Annotated in this window: 22 protein-coding genes and 2 tRNA genes; 5 read left to right on the top strand and 19 right to left on the bottom strand. The window is 56.8% G+C overall.

Annotation, left to right across the window (positions count from 1 at the left end):
• The first annotated feature begins 16 nt into the window (after positions 1 to 16).
• Both ACRBB0_RS20205 and ACRBB0_RS20200 read left to right on the top strand, forming a co-directional pair.
• Positions 17 to 100 (top strand) — tRNA-Tyr (locus ACRBB0_RS20205).
• 201 nt (positions 101 to 301) lie between these two features.
• Complete coding sequence (locus tag ACRBB0_RS20200) at positions 302 to 772, top strand: GNAT family N-acetyltransferase (RefSeq protein ID WP_431376269.1); 471 nt, start codon at positions 302 to 304, stop codon at positions 770 to 772.
• 27 nt (positions 773 to 799) lie between these two features.
• Here ACRBB0_RS20200 and ACRBB0_RS20195 read toward each other — a convergent pair whose 3' ends face one another.
• From ACRBB0_RS20195 to ACRBB0_RS20185, 3 genes are read right to left on the bottom strand one after another with little or no spacing between them, the layout of a single operon-like run.
• Entirely contained in the window at positions 800 to 1,582 is a 783-nt protein-coding gene (locus ACRBB0_RS20195) for a metal ABC transporter permease (RefSeq protein WP_431376268.1), read from the bottom strand.
• On the bottom strand, positions 1,582 to 2,364 hold the full coding sequence (locus tag ACRBB0_RS20190) for a metal ABC transporter ATP-binding protein (protein WP_431376267.1): 783 nt from the start codon (positions 2,362 to 2,364) through the stop codon (positions 1,582 to 1,584). Before ACRBB0_RS20190 ends, ACRBB0_RS20195 begins: the two co-directional genes overlap by 1 nt.
• A complete protein-coding gene (locus ACRBB0_RS20185) occupies positions 2,361 to 2,840 on the bottom strand; it encodes a transcriptional repressor (protein WP_431376266.1) in 480 nt (159 codons plus the stop codon). Before ACRBB0_RS20185 ends, ACRBB0_RS20190 begins: the two co-directional genes overlap by 4 nt.
• A gap of 131 nt (positions 2,841 to 2,971) precedes the next feature.
• Between ACRBB0_RS20185 and ACRBB0_RS20180 the strand changes: the two genes are divergently transcribed.
• Entirely contained in the window at positions 2,972 to 3,991 is a 1,020-nt protein-coding gene (locus ACRBB0_RS20180) for a zinc ABC transporter substrate-binding protein (RefSeq protein ID WP_431376265.1), read from the top strand.
• Positions 3,992 to 4,033: 42 nt separating this feature from the next.
• On the opposite strand, the gene ACRBB0_RS20175 is transcribed toward ACRBB0_RS20180, so the two are convergent.
• From ACRBB0_RS20175 to ACRBB0_RS20105, 15 genes are all read right to left on the bottom strand, one after another.
• Positions 4,034 to 4,813 (bottom strand): LamB/YcsF family protein, encoded by a 780-nt coding sequence (locus ACRBB0_RS20175; RefSeq protein ID WP_431376264.1) that lies wholly within the window; start codon positions 4,811 to 4,813, stop codon positions 4,034 to 4,036.
• On the bottom strand, positions 4,813 to 5,817 hold the full coding sequence (locus ACRBB0_RS20170) for a biotin-dependent carboxyltransferase family protein (RefSeq protein WP_431376263.1): 1,005 nt from the start codon (positions 5,815 to 5,817) through the stop codon (positions 4,813 to 4,815). The genes ACRBB0_RS20175 and ACRBB0_RS20170 overlap by 1 nt, the downstream gene beginning before the upstream one ends.
• The gene (locus ACRBB0_RS20165; RefSeq protein ID WP_431376262.1) at positions 5,817 to 6,557 is read right to left on the bottom strand and encodes a 5-oxoprolinase subunit B family protein; all 741 of its coding nucleotides are present in this window, start codon (positions 6,555 to 6,557) and stop codon (positions 5,817 to 5,819) included. Before ACRBB0_RS20165 ends, ACRBB0_RS20170 begins: the two co-directional genes overlap by 1 nt.
• A gap of 121 nt (positions 6,558 to 6,678) precedes the next feature.
• A complete protein-coding gene (locus tag ACRBB0_RS20160) occupies positions 6,679 to 6,861 on the bottom strand; it encodes a DNA gyrase inhibitor YacG (RefSeq protein WP_431376261.1) in 183 nt (60 codons plus the stop codon).
• A 3-nt stretch (positions 6,862 to 6,864) separates the two neighbouring features.
• Entirely contained in the window at positions 6,865 to 7,911 is a 1,047-nt protein-coding gene (locus ACRBB0_RS20155) for a ribonuclease E/G (RefSeq protein ID WP_431376260.1), read from the bottom strand.
• Positions 7,908 to 8,498: a Maf family protein gene (locus ACRBB0_RS20150; protein WP_431376259.1), complete on the bottom strand. Its 591-nt coding sequence runs from the start codon at positions 8,496 to 8,498 to the stop codon at positions 7,908 to 7,910. Before ACRBB0_RS20150 ends, ACRBB0_RS20155 begins: the two co-directional genes overlap by 4 nt.
• 186 nt (positions 8,499 to 8,684) lie before the next feature.
• A complete protein-coding gene (gene infA, locus ACRBB0_RS20145; protein ID WP_005620785.1) occupies positions 8,685 to 8,903 on the bottom strand; it encodes a translation initiation factor IF-1 in 219 nt (72 codons plus the stop codon).
• A gap of 202 nt (positions 8,904 to 9,105) precedes the next feature.
• A complete protein-coding gene (locus ACRBB0_RS20140) occupies positions 9,106 to 9,549 on the bottom strand; it encodes a low molecular weight phosphatase family protein (RefSeq protein WP_431376258.1) in 444 nt (147 codons plus the stop codon).
• Between the two features lie 4 nt (positions 9,550 to 9,553).
• Positions 9,554 to 10,033, bottom strand: a complete 480-nt coding sequence (locus tag ACRBB0_RS20135; RefSeq protein WP_431376257.1) for a UPF0262 family protein — start codon at positions 10,031 to 10,033, stop codon at positions 9,554 to 9,556.
• 173 nt (positions 10,034 to 10,206) lie between these two features.
• Positions 10,207 to 10,725: a DUF4272 domain-containing protein gene (locus tag ACRBB0_RS20130; RefSeq protein ID WP_431376311.1), complete on the bottom strand. Its 519-nt coding sequence runs from the start codon at positions 10,723 to 10,725 to the stop codon at positions 10,207 to 10,209.
• Positions 10,726 to 10,849: 124 nt separating this feature from the next.
• The gene (gene hisD / locus ACRBB0_RS20125; protein WP_431376256.1) at positions 10,850 to 12,151 is read right to left on the bottom strand and encodes a histidinol dehydrogenase; all 1,302 of its coding nucleotides are present in this window, start codon (positions 12,149 to 12,151) and stop codon (positions 10,850 to 10,852) included.
• A gap of 51 nt (positions 12,152 to 12,202) precedes the next feature.
• Positions 12,203 to 12,697 carry an N-acetyltransferase family protein gene (locus ACRBB0_RS20120; protein WP_431376255.1) on the bottom strand — a complete coding sequence of 165 codons (495 nt, stop codon included), beginning with the start codon at positions 12,695 to 12,697 and terminating at the stop codon, positions 12,203 to 12,205.
• The gene (locus tag ACRBB0_RS20115; protein WP_431376254.1) at positions 12,694 to 13,173 is read right to left on the bottom strand and encodes a DUF2948 family protein; all 480 of its coding nucleotides are present in this window, start codon (positions 13,171 to 13,173) and stop codon (positions 12,694 to 12,696) included. The genes ACRBB0_RS20120 and ACRBB0_RS20115 overlap by 4 nt, the downstream gene beginning before the upstream one ends.
• Positions 13,170 to 14,441, bottom strand: coding sequence for a UDP-N-acetylglucosamine 1-carboxyvinyltransferase (gene murA / locus ACRBB0_RS20110; protein WP_431376253.1), 1,272 nt, complete (start codon positions 14,439 to 14,441; stop codon positions 13,170 to 13,172). The genes ACRBB0_RS20115 and murA overlap by 4 nt, the downstream gene beginning before the upstream one ends.
• Positions 14,442 to 14,446: 5 nt before the next feature.
• Positions 14,447 to 14,620, bottom strand: coding sequence for a hypothetical protein (locus ACRBB0_RS20105; protein ID WP_431376252.1), 174 nt, complete (start codon positions 14,618 to 14,620; stop codon positions 14,447 to 14,449).
• A 151-nt stretch (positions 14,621 to 14,771) separates the two neighbouring features.
• On the opposite strand from ACRBB0_RS20105, the gene ACRBB0_RS20100 reads away from it, so the two are divergent.
• Both ACRBB0_RS20100 and ACRBB0_RS20095 read left to right on the top strand, forming a co-directional pair.
• Positions 14,772 to 14,846, top strand: a tRNA-Thr gene (locus ACRBB0_RS20100).
• A gap of 45 nt (positions 14,847 to 14,891) precedes the next feature.
• On the top strand, positions 14,892 to 15,257 hold the full coding sequence (locus ACRBB0_RS20095) for a hypothetical protein (RefSeq protein WP_431376251.1): 366 nt from the start codon (positions 14,892 to 14,894) through the stop codon (positions 15,255 to 15,257).
• A 648-nt stretch (positions 15,258 to 15,905) separates the two neighbouring features.
• Here ACRBB0_RS20095 and purU read toward each other — a convergent pair.
• Positions 15,906 to 16,790, bottom strand: a complete 885-nt coding sequence (purU, locus tag ACRBB0_RS20090) for a formyltetrahydrofolate deformylase (RefSeq protein WP_431376250.1) — start codon at positions 16,788 to 16,790, stop codon at positions 15,906 to 15,908.
• Positions 16,791 to 16,823: the final 33 nt, after the last annotated feature.

Genomic DNA, 16,823 nt, shown 5'->3' with positions numbered 1-16,823 from the left:
ATGTTGGCGCAACGGTGGGCGACAGGCCGCAAGGTGTGGCAGGGGACTGTAACTCCCTCGAGGCGACTCACGCCTGGTTCGATTCCAGGGTCGCCCACCATTTCATCACAAAGATAAGCATGTTGACGAACGTAGAGTAGACGTTTGTTTTCAATGCACTATACCAGCGCCCCCTATTTCATGTGATATGCTTCCCCTTCGCCCACCCTAGATTGCCAAAGTTTTAAGCAGTTCGGATTCACTTTTGTCGCTGCGTCTCGAAAGACTTGGCGAAGCGACGCGCCATGATTAAACTGCCGACATGACTGAGCAATCCTATACCATCACCAAAATCACCGCGCCCAATGCCGGAGTGAATGCGCTTCTGGCCCGGCACTTTTCAGATATGCGCGCCGGTTCGCCCGAAGAAAGCTGCCATGTGATGACCGCAGATGACCTACGTGCCGCCGGAGCGCAGGTTTACGCTCTGTCCGATTCCGACGGTCAGGTCTGTGCGGTCGGCGCTTTCAAGGCCTTTGACGACGGGGTTGAGCTCAAGAGCATGCACACCGCCAGAGAGGCGCGCGGCAAAGGATATGGGCGCTTGGTGTTGGAGCGTTTGATGGCCGAGGCGCGCGCCAAGGGCGCACAAAGTGCGTGGTTGGAAACCGGAACTGCCGACAGTTTCGCCCCGGCGCGTGCGCTATACAAAAAGGCGGGATTCGAGACCTGCCCCCCCTTTGGCGAATACACAACCGACCCGCTGAGCACCTTTATGACACGCAGGCTCTAGAGCGGCCCAAATCAGCTGCCCCCCCATTCAGCGACGGCCTATCAGGTGGCTCAGGGCGAACAATCCGGCGGCGGCGCACACAATGCTGGGTCCGGCGGGGGTATCGAACTCCCAGGCCGCCCACAGCCCCAACAATGCCGCGCAAATTCCGAGGCCCGCCGCCCCAACCAACATGTGCTCTGGAGTGCGTGCAAAAGGGCGCGCCGAGGCCGCAGGAATAATCAACATCGCCCCAATCAACAGCGCTCCGACGATCTTGATCGCCACGGCCACAACCAGCGCAAGCGCCACCATCAAAACGTATTTTTCGCGGCCCGGGTTCATGCCCGAGGCATAGGCAAGATCAGGCGATAGCGTCGACAACAGCAACCCGTTCCAACGCCACACAATCAGCGCCCAGACCACAGCGGCCCCAATCCAAATCAGACCAAGATCACCATGAGATACTGCCAAAATGTCGCCAAATAAGTACGCCTGAAGGTCAAGCCGCGGCCCCTCGATCAGCGTCACAGCCACCAATCCAAATGCCAACGCGGCGTGGCTTGCCACACCCAGCACCATGTCTGCCCCAAACCCGCGCCCCGTCAATCGTGCAACGGCAAAGGCCATGCCAAGCGAGACCAAAAGTGTCCCCGCAAAAATCGGGGTCGAAAACGCCAAAGCCAGCGCGACCCCAAGCACAGCAGCATGCGCCGTCGCATCTCCGAAATAGGCCATACGCCGCCAGACAACAAAGACGCCCAAAGGTGCGGCAGCCAAGGCGACACCGATCGCGCCAAAGACCGCGCGGGTCAGGAAATGGTCAAACATCAGGCGTTTTCCTGCGCTTTTTGATCCGGTTTTGCATCGTCAGAACCGTGATCGTGATCACAGTCGTCATCATGATGGTGGTGTCTATGCTGGTGGCGATAGAGCGCCAAAGTGCCGCCCGTGCCTGAGCCAAACAACGCCCGATATTCTTCGGCCTGGGCCACAACTTCGGGATGGCCTTCGCAGCAAATATGCCCGTTCACACATAACACCCGGTCAGAGGCGCTCATCACCACGTGTAAATCGTGGCTCACCATCAACACCGCGCAACCAAGGTTGTCTCGCAGCTCTTCGATCTTGCGATAGAAGGCCGCCTGCCCCGGTTGATCAAGCCCAGTTGTCGGCTCATCCAGCAACAAAATTTCCGGGCGGTTTAGCAAAGCGCGCGCCAACATCGCCCGCTGAAACTGGCCGCCAGACAAGTCAGTCAACTGGCGCTCCGCCAGCTCTTCGGCACCGGCTTCCACCAGAGCCGCATGGCTTTCCGATCGCGCCGCGCCGCGCGGCAAATCCAAAAACCGTGACACAGTCATCGGCATCGACGGATCAACGCTTAGGCTTTGGGGCACATATCCAAGGCGGAGTTTTCGTTTGCGTGTCACGATCCCCTCAGACGGAGGTACAGCGCCGATAAGGGCTTTGATCAAGCTCGATTTTCCCGAGCCATTCGGCCCGACAATCGTGACAATTTCCCGCGGTTGGATCGCAAAATCAACACCACGCAGGACCGTTGCTTCGCCGCGTTTTACCGACAGGTTCTGCGCTTGTAAAAGCGCGCTCATACTTGGGCCTCCTGACAGGTTGGGCACAGCCCCTCGGCTTCAATTGAAACCTTTTCCACCACAAACCCCAGTTGCAAGGCCGATTGGCTCACCACGTCTGCAACCGGTTTTCCCGGCGCTTCGGCAACAGTAGAACAATCACGACAAATCAAGAAACAAGGGGCGTGCTGTTCGCCCGGATGTGCGCAGGCCACAAAAGCGTTGAGACGCTCAATCCGGTGCACAAACCCATGGCTGACCAGAAAATCCAGCGCTCGGTAAGCGACAGGCGGCTGCGCCGATTTCCCATCCTCGCGCAGATGATCCAACACTTCGTAGGCCCCCATAGCGCTATGTTTTTGTAACAAAATTTCAAGAACGCGGCGACGGATCGGCGTCAGCTGCGCCCCATTTTGGCGGCATACGTTCTCAGCCACTTCGAGAGAGGACGCGATGCAATGGGCGTGGTCATGGGTTTCGAATCCCTTGGCGTTCATCGGGGCCTCATACAGCTGCATTTTCGGGGTTGATATGTTATAGACTAACAATCTACAAGGCGACTTGTTATATCATAACACTTCAAAAAGAGACCCTGATGCTTCTACGCCCTGCTTCCTGTGCCCTATTAATGACGACCAGCATTGCAATGGCGGAAGTGCCACGTGTTGTGACTGACATTCTCCCTGTTCAAAGCCTTGTCGCCATGGTGATGGACACTGTGGCCGAGCCCGATCTGCTGCTTGCGCCCGGAGCGTCGCCCCACGATCTGGCGCTGCGCCCCAGTCAGGCCAAGATGCTCAGCAAGGCAGATGTGGTGATTTGGATTGGGCCGGAATTGACCCCATCTCTGTCTGATCACCTTGAAACTCTGTCACCGAATGCGATGCAGATGGTGCTTATGGAGGCTCAAGGCGCGCATTTGTTGCCCTATCGCGATGAGGCCGTTTTTGGCGGTCATTCTGAGCATGATGATGAGGACAACCATGATGAGGATCACGCCGAAGATGGGCATGAGGACAATCATAAAGACGGGCATGAAGACGGGCACGGCGATGCGCACCATGACGAAGACGGCCATGATGACGCGCATGACCACGCGCATGGCGACGGTGAGAACGACCCCCATCTGTGGCTTGACCCGGACAATGCGATACTGTGGCTAGAGCACATCGCGCAGGCCCTTGGGCAACTCGACGAAGAAAACAGTGACACCTATTTCTACAATGCCACCAATGCGATAGAGAGCATCAAGGCCGCTCAGGCCAGTGCCCAAGAGATTTTGGCTCCGGTTAAATCTGTGCCAATGGCGGCCTATCACGATGCTTATCAGTATTACGAAACCGCCTTTGATCTCAATTTGATTGGGGCGATTTCAGACAGTGATGCGGTGCAGCCCGGTGCCAAGCGTCTTGGGACTTTGCGCGATTCATTCGAACAGCAACAGCCCAAATGTTTCCTGATGGAACCGGGGGCCAATGCCCGGCTGATCCTGTCGGTCGGTTGGGCCGGGTTGTTGGGTAACGACAGCGGCAAGGAGCCAATTGCCCGTCTTGATCCGCTCGGCGCGCATTTGGAAACGGGCCCCAAACTTTATCCGACGATGCTCACGGATTTGGCCACGCGTATTGCCGATTGCGTGTCTGAGTAACACAGTTTTGCCAGGCGGGTGATGAATTGCCCGCCTGTCGTTTCAGCAACTGCGCTGACCTTGAAACGGCTGTAAAACAACGCCCGCCGATTCCAATTTGGCCCGGACCGAGCGGGCGATTTGCAGAGCCGTTTCGCCATCACCATGCAAACAAATTGTATCAACAGCCGCCGGGATCGGATCGCCCGTTTCTGGCAAAATAGCTCCGGCTTGGACCATTTCAAGGATACGCTCGGCGGCATGGTCTGGGTCATGTATCACAGCGCCCGGCAGGCTGCGATCAACCAAAGTTGCATCCGCATTATACGCCCGATCAGCAAAGATTTCGCCCGCCCACAAGCAGCCGAGCTTTTCCACTGCCTTTTGCTGGGCCGTTGCCGCCAAAACCATGACGATAATGTCCGGGGCGATCTCCAGAGCGGCCTCATAACAGGCTGTGGCCATGGCTTCATCCGCCGAACACATATTGGCCAGCGCCCCATGCAATTTTAGATGTCGAACCTGCGCGCCCTGCGCCCGTGCCATCGCCAAGGATGCCCCCAATTGATATTGGACCAGATTACGTAGGCTCGGCAGCGCAAGCTTCATATTCCGCCGGCCAAATCCCTGCAGGTCGGGGAAACCGGGATGACAGCCAATACCAACACCGTTTTTATGGGCAGTGGCAATGGTTGTGGCCATAACGTCGGGGTCACCGGCGTGAAAGCCGCAAGCGATATTGGCCGATGTCACCACCTTCAGGAGTGCCTCATCCTGCCCCATCACCCAAGGTCCAAAGCTTTCGCCCATATCGGCGTTGAGATCGACGGTCAGTTTGGTCATTAGATGTCCTCTCCGGCGGTAACACCACTGATCAGGGTGTAGGATAAAAGGTCAGCGATATCTGCGGGGTCGCGGATCAAAGGATAGGTGGCGCGGGGCAGATTGGCCAAGTCTTTGCGATGGGCGGTTTCAATGGCCAGGGCCTCGTCGCGCGTAACAAACTGAAAGCGCAGTTTGGTGCCCGCCCCCGCTTGCGCAACACGGGGCAAATCGGCGGGAATGACAGTACCAATACGCGGATAACCCCCGGTCGTTTGGCATTCTGCCAACAGGATATATGGGGCTCCGTCGCCGGGAATTTGAATGTCACCGGGGGTGATCACCTCGGACAGAATGGTCCCACCAGCGCTAAGGCCAAATCCTTCGCCCTGAGGCAAAAGGCGTACTCCCATCCGGTTGCCACGGGTATCGCGCGTCAAGGTCGTTGTTTCGAACCGGCGACGTTGTTCTTCAGAAAAGAGTTCGGTTTGCAGGCTTGGCAATACACGAATGGTGCCGGCATCCCAACGCGGCTTTGGACTGAGCGCCAGACCCGTCACACTGCCTCTGTCGGGGGCAAGTGGCAGGGTGTCGCCGGATTGAAGCGCACGGCCCAGACCTGCGGTTAAATGCGCGCCCTGTCCACCCAACACAGGTTTGGTCGCAATACCGCCGCCAATCCCCAAATATCCGTACACCCCCTGAGTCACGGATGTAATCTCCAGAATGCTCTGCGCATTCAAACGATGCGAAGCATGCCAAGACACTGGATCGCCATCAATGCTGGCCCGCATTGGCGCGCCGCTTAGGGCGATGCGTAGTGGGGAAGTCGCCTCGAAGCGCCCACCATACCCGGCCATTTCCAACGCTGCGCCAATAGGTTGCTGCAAGAGCGCCGCCACTTCGGCAAGGGCAGTCGTATCAGCCGCCCCGCCCCGCGACAGTCCAAGATCGAGGTAACCGCTCCGGCCCATGTCCTGAACCGACACGCCGGGACCGACCTCATGTATTTTCAAAACGGTCATCACAACGGCTCACTTATAATGCCGCCAGTCGGGTCGGATGTAAGGGTTTCATAGGCCTCACGGCCAATAGAGGGAAACAGGATTTCATCGCCCGGACGCAGCAGAAAGGGCTCATCCTGTGTGGGCTGAAACAAGTGCGCAGCAGTTTGGCCGATGTGCCGCCACCCTGTGGGGGTTGAGACGGAAAACAAGACCAATTGCCGGATCGCCACCACCAAAGCCCCAACTGGAACGAGCGGCGTCAGCCCGGTTTGGCGCGGAATATCCCATTCGGGCGGAAGCGTTCCAAGATAGGGTTGGCCGGGGGCAAACCCAATGGTGGTGACGCGGGTTTGCGTGGTCGAAAGCGTTGAAATGGCTTGCTCTTGACTCTGACCCGCCGCCTTTGCGGCCTCGGCCAGTTGCGGAGCGAGATCGGTGCCATAAACAGTTGGGATGCGGTGCAACCGGCGATGTTGTGGCAGCTTGACTGCGTACCAATCCTGGGATGCGATCAAGCTGTGCAATTTCTGGCTGAGATCGGCAAAATCCACATGGAGCGGGTCAAAACGAAGATACGTGGACACCAAGGAGGTCGAACATTCCTCAACCCCCTCCCAACTCGCTTGCTCGACCGACACCCGAAAGGCTAGCGCAGCGCGATTGGCCGGTTCTGACAGGGTGCCAGCAAACCGCACCAAAACACCGTCTAATCCAACGGAATCAATGCGTGGGAAATGCGGGGGGCTGATGGGGGTCATTGCTGTTTAGTCCTCTGGATTGGAAGCAATCACAGCTGGACAGAACTGTCCAGAGGCGGCGAAGTTTCACCCCCTCCTTAGGGCAGTTTCGCAATCAGACACCACAGATTTGAAGCCGCACTTAGTGGGGTTTGCGTTGGGCCTCTTGGCTTGCCAGCGCAGCTTCTTCCATGTCTTCGGGATCGTTGGAGGGCGTCGCATATGCCCCGCCAAGCCATTTCGCCAAATCAACATCGGCGCAACGCTTGGAACAAAAGGGACGGTATTTTGCCTCCGTGGGCTTTGAGCAGATTGGGCAGGACATCGCTTATTTCCCCGCAGATTTTAGCAGTGACTTGAGCGAAACGCGATCACGCTTGCGTTGAATTTCCATCAAGCCAAGCTGTGTCCAACCGGCCAAAATGGTCTCAGTTGACTCGCGTTTGAGAGCGGCGCGCAAAGAGCCTTCGAGCTGTTTGCGATCCTTTTTCGGGCAAGGCGCAGGATCGACAATGATCTGTCCCCCCAAACCACGCAGACGCAATTGGCGCGGCAAATCTTTGAGCGCGGCAAGATTGGCCTTAAGCCCTGCAGAAAAGGACGTGTCGCCGCCGGTGTTGATATCAACCGCAACCAAAGCCGACGTGGGCTCGATGATCATCGAATAGCCGCCTGCAAGCGGCACATGGGGGCGCATGGCCGCGTCGATCATGTCGAGCACTTCGTGATGTTCAAAACTGCCATCTTGGGCAGCAATATGGGCCGGATCGGTCCATTCGCGCCACGCTTGGGCATGCGGGCCGTCCCCTTCGGAAAGGATTTCTGCCTCGGTCCCAGTGTCCGCAAGAACATTGGCAGCAAGCTGGCACATGGCGATGACGTCTTCGGTGATGTCTTCCGGCGAAGCCTCGGCGCAGCAAGACCGCAAGATCAACCCTGCCTCATCAGGAAGCGGTGCTTCGGCCAAACCTTCGTGGGCGGCTTCTTTGACCATCTCGCGGATGTCATCATCTTTGATACGACGCGACACATTGATCCCCGGCGCGCCGGGGGTCACGATGGCGTAGCGCGATTTGAACAATAGGCGCTGGGTGACAGGAATCGCTTTGCCAAGTTCCGCATAGCCAGTGACCTGAACCAAAAGCGGCTGACCGGGTTTGAGCCCTTTGACCTGACGCAAGAAGGCGTTGCCATCCGGGGTGCGCAGGAACATCCCGCCCTGCCCCTTGACCGGACGGTCTGCAATGCCACGATAAATGGTGCCGGGACGCGGCAGATCGGTGTCGATCAACAGGTCCTCAAGATGACCATCCTGAATCAGCGCGGCGGCTTCGCGGCCCTGCCAGTGGTCAAGTGCAATGGTTGTACCCTTCATGACGCGGGCTTGTAGAGCGGATAGCCCGCAGACAGAAGCAAATTCGCAGTTTCCGCCAAAGGAAGGCCAACAACCGCCGTAAATGAGCCGTTGATCCATGGGATAAACGCCCCTGCAGGGCCCTGAATGGCATACCCACCGGCCTTGCCCTGCCAATCGTTGGAGGCGAGGTAGGCATTGAGTTCTTCGTTAGACAGGTTTTTCATTTTGACCTGAGTGACAACATCGCGCTCCCAGATCTGATCCCCTTTGCGCACCGCAACAGCGGTGATCACGCGATGACGCCGCCCCGCAAGTTTGGTCAGGAATTCAGCGGCTTCGCCAGCATCGCGCGGCTTCCCAAGGATGCGACGACCCAGCGCAACTGTGGTGTCGGCCGACAAGACAATTTCACTCGGCTCCGAAGGGATCGCCTGTGCCTTTTCGCGCGCCAAACGAACGCAATAGGGGCGCGCTGCCTCGCCTTTGTGGGGGTCTTCGTTGATATCGGGCGGGCGGATATCGTCGGCAGTGATGCCAAGCTGAGCCAGCAGTTCGCGGCGGCGCGGGCTGCCTGAGCCGAGGATGAGGCGAGGCGTTTCAGTCATGAGAGCGGACCTAAAGGCAAAGGAAATGGATGTGTGAGGGGCGCGTCGGCGGCACGCGCTGTCAAAAGTTTGAAAACTTTTGCAAAATTCCGGTAGGAATTTAAGGAGCGCCCGCGACGCGGACACATATGTCATGAGGTTAGAAAAACGCCGGGCGTTTTGGCCCGGCGATTTGCTTATCAACGCTTATTTGAAGCGGTAGTTGATGCGCCCTTTGGTCAGATCATAAGGCGTCATTTCAACCTGTACGCGGTCGCCAGCCAGAACACGGATGCGGTTTTTGCGCATCTTGCCTGCCGTATGTGCGATAATCTCATGGCCGTTCTCAAGCTCGACCCGGAATGTCGCATTCGGCAGGAGTTCCTTCACGACACCGGGGAATTCGAGAGTATCTTCCTTGGCCATGTTTTATCCTATATTTGCCACCCTGCCAGACGCAGGGCACCTGCGATATGAGCCTTTTGGCAAGGATTTTCAACCCACATATAGCTGCATTAGGGTTAATGCGGCCTGAATATGGCCTTCAAATGGGCACCAAGACGTCTTTCACTGCGCTAACACAGCGATTTTAGGCCCCACTTGCCGCATCACCTTTTCGAATCGCGCTCTAGTCGCCCCATTTTTCCCGAAGCTTGTCGGCCAGTTGATCCCGCGTTTGCCGATAGGCATTGAGCTTTTGCTCACGTGTTTCACCGATGCCCGTCGGGTCCAAAATGGGCCAATATTCCACCGACAGATGGTAATACCGCGTCAGTTCAAGCGCACGGCGCTGCGAGGCCGGGGACAGGGTTACGATCACATCGAACCCCGACAACGCCTCACCATGCTCTTCCATTTCTTCAAAAGACCGAGAGCGATGGCGCGACAGTTCAACGCCGATTTCTGAACACACAGCAATGGCAAAGCCATCAATCTCAAGATCGTTCATGACCCCAACCGATTGCACATATGTTTCCGTGCCAAAGAGTTTTTTCATCACCCCTTCAGCCATGGGAGAGCGCACCGCATTGTGATCACAGCAAAACAGAATTGACTGAGGACGCGACGTCACCCGGTCAGCCCCCAAAATGCAGAACACACACCAGCGTAAACAGCCGGCGGGCGGTGGCATCGTCAATCTCAGCCTTGCCTTCCAGACGTTCTTGCAGGATGCGCGCACCTTCGTTGTGGATCCCACGACGGGCCATATCAATGGTTTCAATTTGGCTGGGCGGCAGAGTTTTCACCGCGTCAAAATAGCTTTTGCAGATCTGAAAGTAGTCTTTGACCACTTGCCGAAACGGCGACAGAGATAGATGAAACTCAGCGGCTTTTTCCTTGGCGACAGTCGTCACATCAAACACAAGCCGCTTGTCGCGGATCGACAGGCCGACATTATACGGGCCATCAGGCGTGACACGATCATCGCGCTTGGGCAAGGAAAACGAGTTTTCCTCCATCAAGTCGAACATCGCCACGCGGCGTTCTTGTTCGATCTCTGGCGTGGGTGGCGGCAGATTGGCGTCATCAAGTTCGATATGTGCGATACGGGTCATAGCAATAGTCACTTATCCTGTTGCCCAAATGTGTAACGTGGGAGCGACAAAGGAGCAATGAATAGGCAACTTAAAACACCGCGACTTTCCGCCATGCCCAATAATGCGGACATTTTACGTGTCAGTGCCGATTTCGTCCCAATTGGCATCATCGTAAGCACCGACAAGCCAATTTAATGCGTAGAGGCGTTCAAAGGTGTGCTTGGCTCCATCCAGTTCGGGATGGGCGCATGACCCAGCCGCGCACTGACGCTGGCCCAATGGTAACGATAAGCAAGGTCGGATGCATCCAAGAGTTCGCTTTGCGGGCGCAATTTGGCCTTGGACAAAACGCCATCGGCCCCCAATTCTCGAACAATACTTGCCATCGTTGCCACATCAACGATCTGGCCGGGGCGATCCATCGTGTCATAAAACCCAAGCGCCCACAGCAAGACAAATGCGGCTTCGTAGCGCCAGATCGCGTTTGTGTAATCTTGTTCAGTTGGCGTTTCATCTAGGAAAAACACGCGTTCCAGTGGCGAAAAATAAGGGAGTGCTTCGAACTCTTTGGCTACGTCTTGTGCAAATTCATGATCGCGGGTTTCCCCCTTAACCGCAACCATCAACAAGGCCAAAGCACGCTTGGCCACTTCATCGGAGGTACGGCGCAAGCTTTGTTCTTCAGTGTCACTAACCGGGAGGTGATCGATTTAGGGAACACCTTGCGACGCCAAAATCGCGATGGACCGCACCTTGCGGTCCTCTGCTTCTCCAGCCATAGCACCAAATCCCAGAGTAATACTCAATAAAACAACCAGGTAGCGCAACATCGATTTACCCGTTCAGTTTTCTCAACCGCGCAGTAACAGACAGCCCATGCGCCTCAAGGCTTTCGGACGTGGCCAATGTTTCGGCGGCGGGACCAATGGCGCGCAATGCGTCGGGCGTCATGCGCGCCAGTGTCGTACGTTTGACAAAATCCATCACCGACAGGCCGGAGCTAAAACGGGCCGAACGCGCCGTGGGCAAGACGTGGTTGGGGCCGCCGACATAATCGCCGATGGCTTCGGGTGTCCATTGGCCTAAGAAAATCGCGCCGGCATGCGGGCATTTGTCGGCCAGCGCTTCGGCATCGGCGACACAAAGCTCAAGGTGTTCAGGTGCGATACGGTTGGACAGCGCGGCCGCTTCATCGAGATCGCGTACGGTGATCACCGCGCCATAGTCGCGCCAGCTTGCTCCGGCGATGGCGCGGCGCTCGAGCGTTTCGAGTCGTTTTTCAACGGCTTGTGCCACGGCGCGGCCAAATTCTGCGTCTGTCGTGATCAAAAGCGACTGGGCGCTTTCGTCATGTTCCGCTTGGCTCATCAGGTCCAAGGCGATCCAATCCGGGTCGTTATCCGCATCTGCGATGACCAGAATTTCGGACGGGCCAGCGATCATATCAATGCCCACTTTGCCAAAAACCCGACGTTTGGCGGCTGCGACAAAAGCATTGCCCGGTCCGGTTATTTTATCAACGGGCGCAATGGTTTCCGTGCCATAGGCCAGCGCGGCAATCGCCTGAGCCCCGCCAATGCGATACACTTCGTCAACGCCGGAAATCTTGGCCGCCAGCATCACCAGCGGGTTTACAACGCCGTCAGGTGTCGGCACGGCAATGGCAAGCCGTTCCACCCCGGCAACCTTGGCTGGGATAGCGTTCATCAACACCGACGACGGATAGGAGGCAAGACCGCCGGGCACATAGAGCCCCGCTGCCGAAACCGCAGTCCAGCGCCAGCCAAGCTCTGCGCCGCTCTCATCCGTCCAGCGTTCATCCTGGGGCATTTGACGGCTGTGATAAGCGCGGATACGCGCGGCCGCCAGCTCTAAGGCTTGGCGCTCATCCTCGGGGACTTGGGCGCAATATGCATCGATTTCCTGAGCCGTAAAGCGCAAGCCAGACGCCTCAAGTTCTAGCCGATCAAACTTGGCCGTCAGCTCCAGAACCGCCGCATCGCCGCGCGCGCGCACATCGGCGATGATACCGGCCACAACCGCATCAACATCCGGGCTGTCTTCACGTTTGGCATTGAGCAGCGCGGTAAAGGCGGTCTCAAAATCAGGCTGGCTGGCATCAAGAAAGACTGGCATGGCGGCATCTCCGAAGTTACGGGCGTTGCATAGCCGTTGCGCTGACAAGCCTCAAGCCGCGTCGAGCGCTTTGAGCATTATCAAATCGTCGCGCGCGATGCCGTTAATGATCACAGAGCGGGGGCGCAACCCGATTTGAGCGAACCCAGCAGCGCGATACAGAGAAATGGCGCGGCTGTTTGTGGCATCCACGCAAAGCTCAAGCTGAAGCAGGCCGAGATCACGCGCGGCCTGTTCCGCCGCATCCAGCAACCCTTTGGCCACCCCCTGCCCCTGCGCGCTTGGGTGAATGTATAGGGGGCCAATATCGGCCATATGGCGCAACCGTTCCGGGCCACCCCGATGCATGGCAATCAGGCCAACAAGCCTATCGTCCTGAAAGGCCCCAAAGAACTGTCCAGACGCAAGTTTGGCGATCAAAGCGGTATCCGCAAATCCCAAAGCTTCGACCTCGGTCAGCAAAAATGCTTCGGGAACGCGTCGAAGCCCGTCAAGCCAAAGGGCACGATAGGCCTCGATATCATCGGGACCAAGGACGCGGATCATTCTGGGTGGCTGGGAGCTTTGCCCGACGGGGCGATATACGGGCGGGTGACATCGCGCAATGTAACTTCAAGCGCTTCGACCTCTGCCCGCAAGGCCCCATCACCGGCCAGCGTCAGCAAAACATGCCCTGCCCCATCTTGCCCAGCTTCAAACGCGACAGACAAGATCGACAAAACCATATCTTTGTCCGACTTATCAACGCCTTGCGCACCAACAGCCAAAGCGTTTTCGATGGTCAAAAGCGATTGCACCCGTTCTACCGGGCGGCCAGATTTACCAGCCGCCTCAATATCTTCGTGGCGCACACGGTTGAGCAGCAACCCCAAGCGGTGATGGCGCTTTTGGAAGGCGATTTCGGTCACCGGCAAAACCGCATCTTGCACAAGGGCAGAAATGACCTGAAGGTCATCCGTGTCCATCGCACCAAGGTTTAGCGGGTGGTCACCGCCGTCCTCAAACCGTGCATCTTCGCTCATTCGCCTTTGACCCTTTCGATCTGTGCACCAACGCTCGACAGCTTGCGCACAACGTGTTCATACCCGCGATCTAAGTGGTAGACGCGGGAAACTTTGGTTTCACCTTCAGCGGCAAGCCCCGCCAAAATCAGCGACACAGAGGCGCGCAAATCGGTGGCCATAACCGGCGCGCCACGCAGTTTGTTGACGCCTGTTACAGTGGCGGTTCCGCCATGCACTTCGATCTCAGCGCCCATGCGGGTCAGCTCAGGGGCGTGCATAAAGCGGTTTTCAAAGATCTTCTCTTCGAGAACGGACGTCCCTTCGGCAGTACATAACAACGCCATCATCTGGGCCTGCAAATCGGTCGGGAAACCTGGAAATGGCTCGGTAGTGATGTTCACCGCCTTAATACGGTCGCTGTTTCGCGTCACGGTCAGGCCGCGCTCCGATTCAGTGACCGAAACGCCAGCCTCTTCGAGCTTGTCACAAAAAGCCGCCAGCAAATCGCGACGCCCGCCAAGGCAGGTGACTTCACCGCCACAAAAGGCCGGGGCCAGCATATATGTACCAAGTTCAATCCGGTCGGTCACAACGCGATGGGTCGCGCCTCCAAGGCGATCAACCCCCTGAATGGTGATTGAGCTGGTGCCATCGCCCTCGATTTGGGCACCCATTTTACGCAGGCAATCGGCCAGATCGACAATCTCGGGCTCGCGCGCGGCGTTGTTGAGAACAGTTGTTCCCTTGGCCAAGACAGCTGCCAGCAAAGCATTTTCGGTCGCGCCAACAGAGGCAAAGGCGAAATCGACAGTGCCACCACGCAACCCGCCCTTGGGGGCTTTGGCATGGACATATCCGTCGCGCAGATCAAGCTCCGCGCCCATGGCTTCGAACGCCTTGAGGTGGAGATCAACCGGGCGGGCCCCAATGGCGCATCCACCAGGAAGCGACACTTCGGCGTAACCATAGCGTGCTAATAGTGGCCCCAGCACCAGGATAGAGGCGCGCATTTTGCGCACGATGTCATATTCGGCGCGTTGGCTGGTCAAATTGTGACTGCTCATCGCCAAAACCTGGCCCTCCTGCATGCTGGTGACTTCGGCCCCCAGCGATTGCAACAGTGTCGTCATCGTGCGGATATCAGACAGGCGCGGCGCATTGGTGAGCGTCAGAGGCTCTTCGCTCAGCAAGGTCGCTGGCATCAAAGTCAAACAGGCGTTTTTTGCGCCAGCAATCGGAATATCACCTTTTAAGGGGCCATTGCCCGTAACAACTATTGAATCCATGCCTGTCAGTCCTTGTCCTGTGCCGCCTCTGGCCCCGATTTTTGCGCACTTTGTTCTGCCATGTTGCGTGCTTTGGCCTGCGCCTTGCGGCGTCCCATATTGGCCTTAAGCGCCGCCTTCAAGCGGTCTTCGCGTTGGGCATCCTTGTGCTTTCTGGGGGCTGGTTTGTTTTGGTCCATAACCTTTGCTTTACCGCAGCCTGCCCTATCGGTCTAGTGGTGGCTGAGCGGCTGAGCGCAAGCGGCGGCTAAGAAATTTATCCAAGATGACATTTTTTCATATTCCCCCCTTGCGCGCCGCCATTGGCGCGTCTAGAAGCCCGCTCACAGTGCTGCTGTAGCTCAGAGGTAGAGCACTCCCTTGGTAAGGGAGAGGTCGAGAGTTCGATTCTCTCCAGCAGCACCACCGGTCTTTATTTTGAAAAGGCTTTTTACCTCTAGAAAATGTATTGTGCGGCAGTGGTTGCGAAGCAACGATGAGAGCTTCAACTGTTCAAGTTTTGCTTCAAGGTCTGCACCAGAAAATCATGTCATTTTGGTTTTTCCTGCACGGAAGAGGCAACGATCCAACGGCAAGCCTGTTTCTCTGCTCGCGCTGCGCCGCCACACACTGCGACACCACTTGTCGGGCGTTTGCCATATCAGTTTGGCCTTTGATGCCGGTCGAAATATAGAGACAACGTTTTGCCCAGCTATTTTTGCAAAGCATGTCCCGCGCGAAGAAAACGTCGAGTGCCACCAATCCAATAACGCCAACGACGCTTTGAAAGCGCCAAAACACTTGACGCAAATTATTCGTGAATTTGGCGGCCCCTGATCGGACGAAGCGAACCTTTGCCGGCTGAGACCACACAAACACTTTTTGAGCCCATCTTTGAGCAAGCCTATCAGTTTGCGGTTGTCCCGCAGTTGCTTGCTACAAACGCAGTGTTGGGAGTTGCGCCATGCATGCACATCCCCTCCAGCCGCGTACAGCAGGGTTTTGCAAAGGAAGCCCGAGCGTTCGGAGTAGGCTAAGCATCGCCTTGATTGGTGCCCCGCAGCTGCGACAATGCAAATGATAGCTTGGCCGCTGGAACGGTTCCTTCGCAAAGCTGCGATGTGTTGCCCATCGGTTCGGGAAAGCTGGGTGATTGAAGTGGATGTGCACCTGTGCCAGATTCGTCGGCGCAAAGGGCAAGCAGGTGCCCCGCCAGGCGGACGGCACGCCAGAGGTTAGCAATTGCTCCAAAATTTAGCCCAGCGCGGCCACCGACGCGCACAAGGGTGGACAAAATTTTCCGCTAAATTCGTCGGATGCGCCTTGCGGTCAAGAACATAGAATGCGCTTGGGTCCACACCCCGAGCCAACGCCCTCACATACATGTTCACGTAAATCCGCTCTCGGGGACTGCGTGCGCGCAAAATTTGCAGCAGCCCCGGCCGTTCTGTGCTTGGATCACCGGCACCCACAAGCGCGGATCACCTACCCCATACGTTCAGAGGCATAAGAGCCCGGTGAGGCGGGGAAGACCACTGTCTTATCGCCATTCAAGAAGACGCGGCGGTGAATATGTGCGTGGATCGCACGGGCAAGAACCTGGCTCTCAACATCGCGCCCCAGTGAGACATAATCTTCGGGTGATTGAGCGTGGGTGATGCGCACGATATCCTGTTCGATAATCGGACCTTCGTCCAGATCAGCCGTCACATAATGAGACGTGGCCCCGATCAACTTTACCCCTCGTTCAAAGGCCTGTTTGTAAGGGTTTGCCCCCTTAAAGCTCGGTAGGAACGAGTGGTGAATGTTGATGATCTTCCCCGACATCTTTTGGCACATTTCATCGCTCAGGATCTGCATATAGCGCGCCAACACGATCAATTCGGCGTCGGTCTCTTCGACGACCCGCATAATCGCTGCCTCGGCCTCGGGTTTGTTTTGCTTGGTCACCTTGATGCAATGAAACGGGATGTCATGGTTCACGACAACCTTTTGGTAATCCATGTGGTTCGAAATCACCGCGACGATATCAATCGGCAGCGCCCCAATGCGCCAGCGATACAAGAGATCGTTCAGGCAGTGACCAAAGCGCGAGACCATGATCACGACCTTCATCCGCTCAGATTCATCGTGGAACTGATAACTCATACCGAACTTGGCTGCGGTTTCGATGAAGTTTTCGCGCAGCGTGTCCAAGTCACCCCCGGTTTCGCTGTTAAAACTGACCCGCATAAAGAAGTTGCCAGTTTCAAGGCTGTCAAACTGCGCACTGTCGCTGATGTTGCAGCCATTGTCGGCCAAGTAATTGGCAATCCCTGCAACGATCCCACGAGTCGATTGGCAGGTGACGGTCAAAGCATATTTGCTCATGATGTTCTCCAGTTGAACTGTCTGAGGGGCGCG

Source organism: Pelagimonas sp., from assembly GCF_050633425.1.
Lineage (GTDB): Bacteria > Pseudomonadota > Alphaproteobacteria > Rhodobacterales > Rhodobacteraceae > Pelagimonas.
Note: the sequence above shows the minus strand (reverse complement) of the source record. Positions and strands in the feature narration are given on the sequence as shown.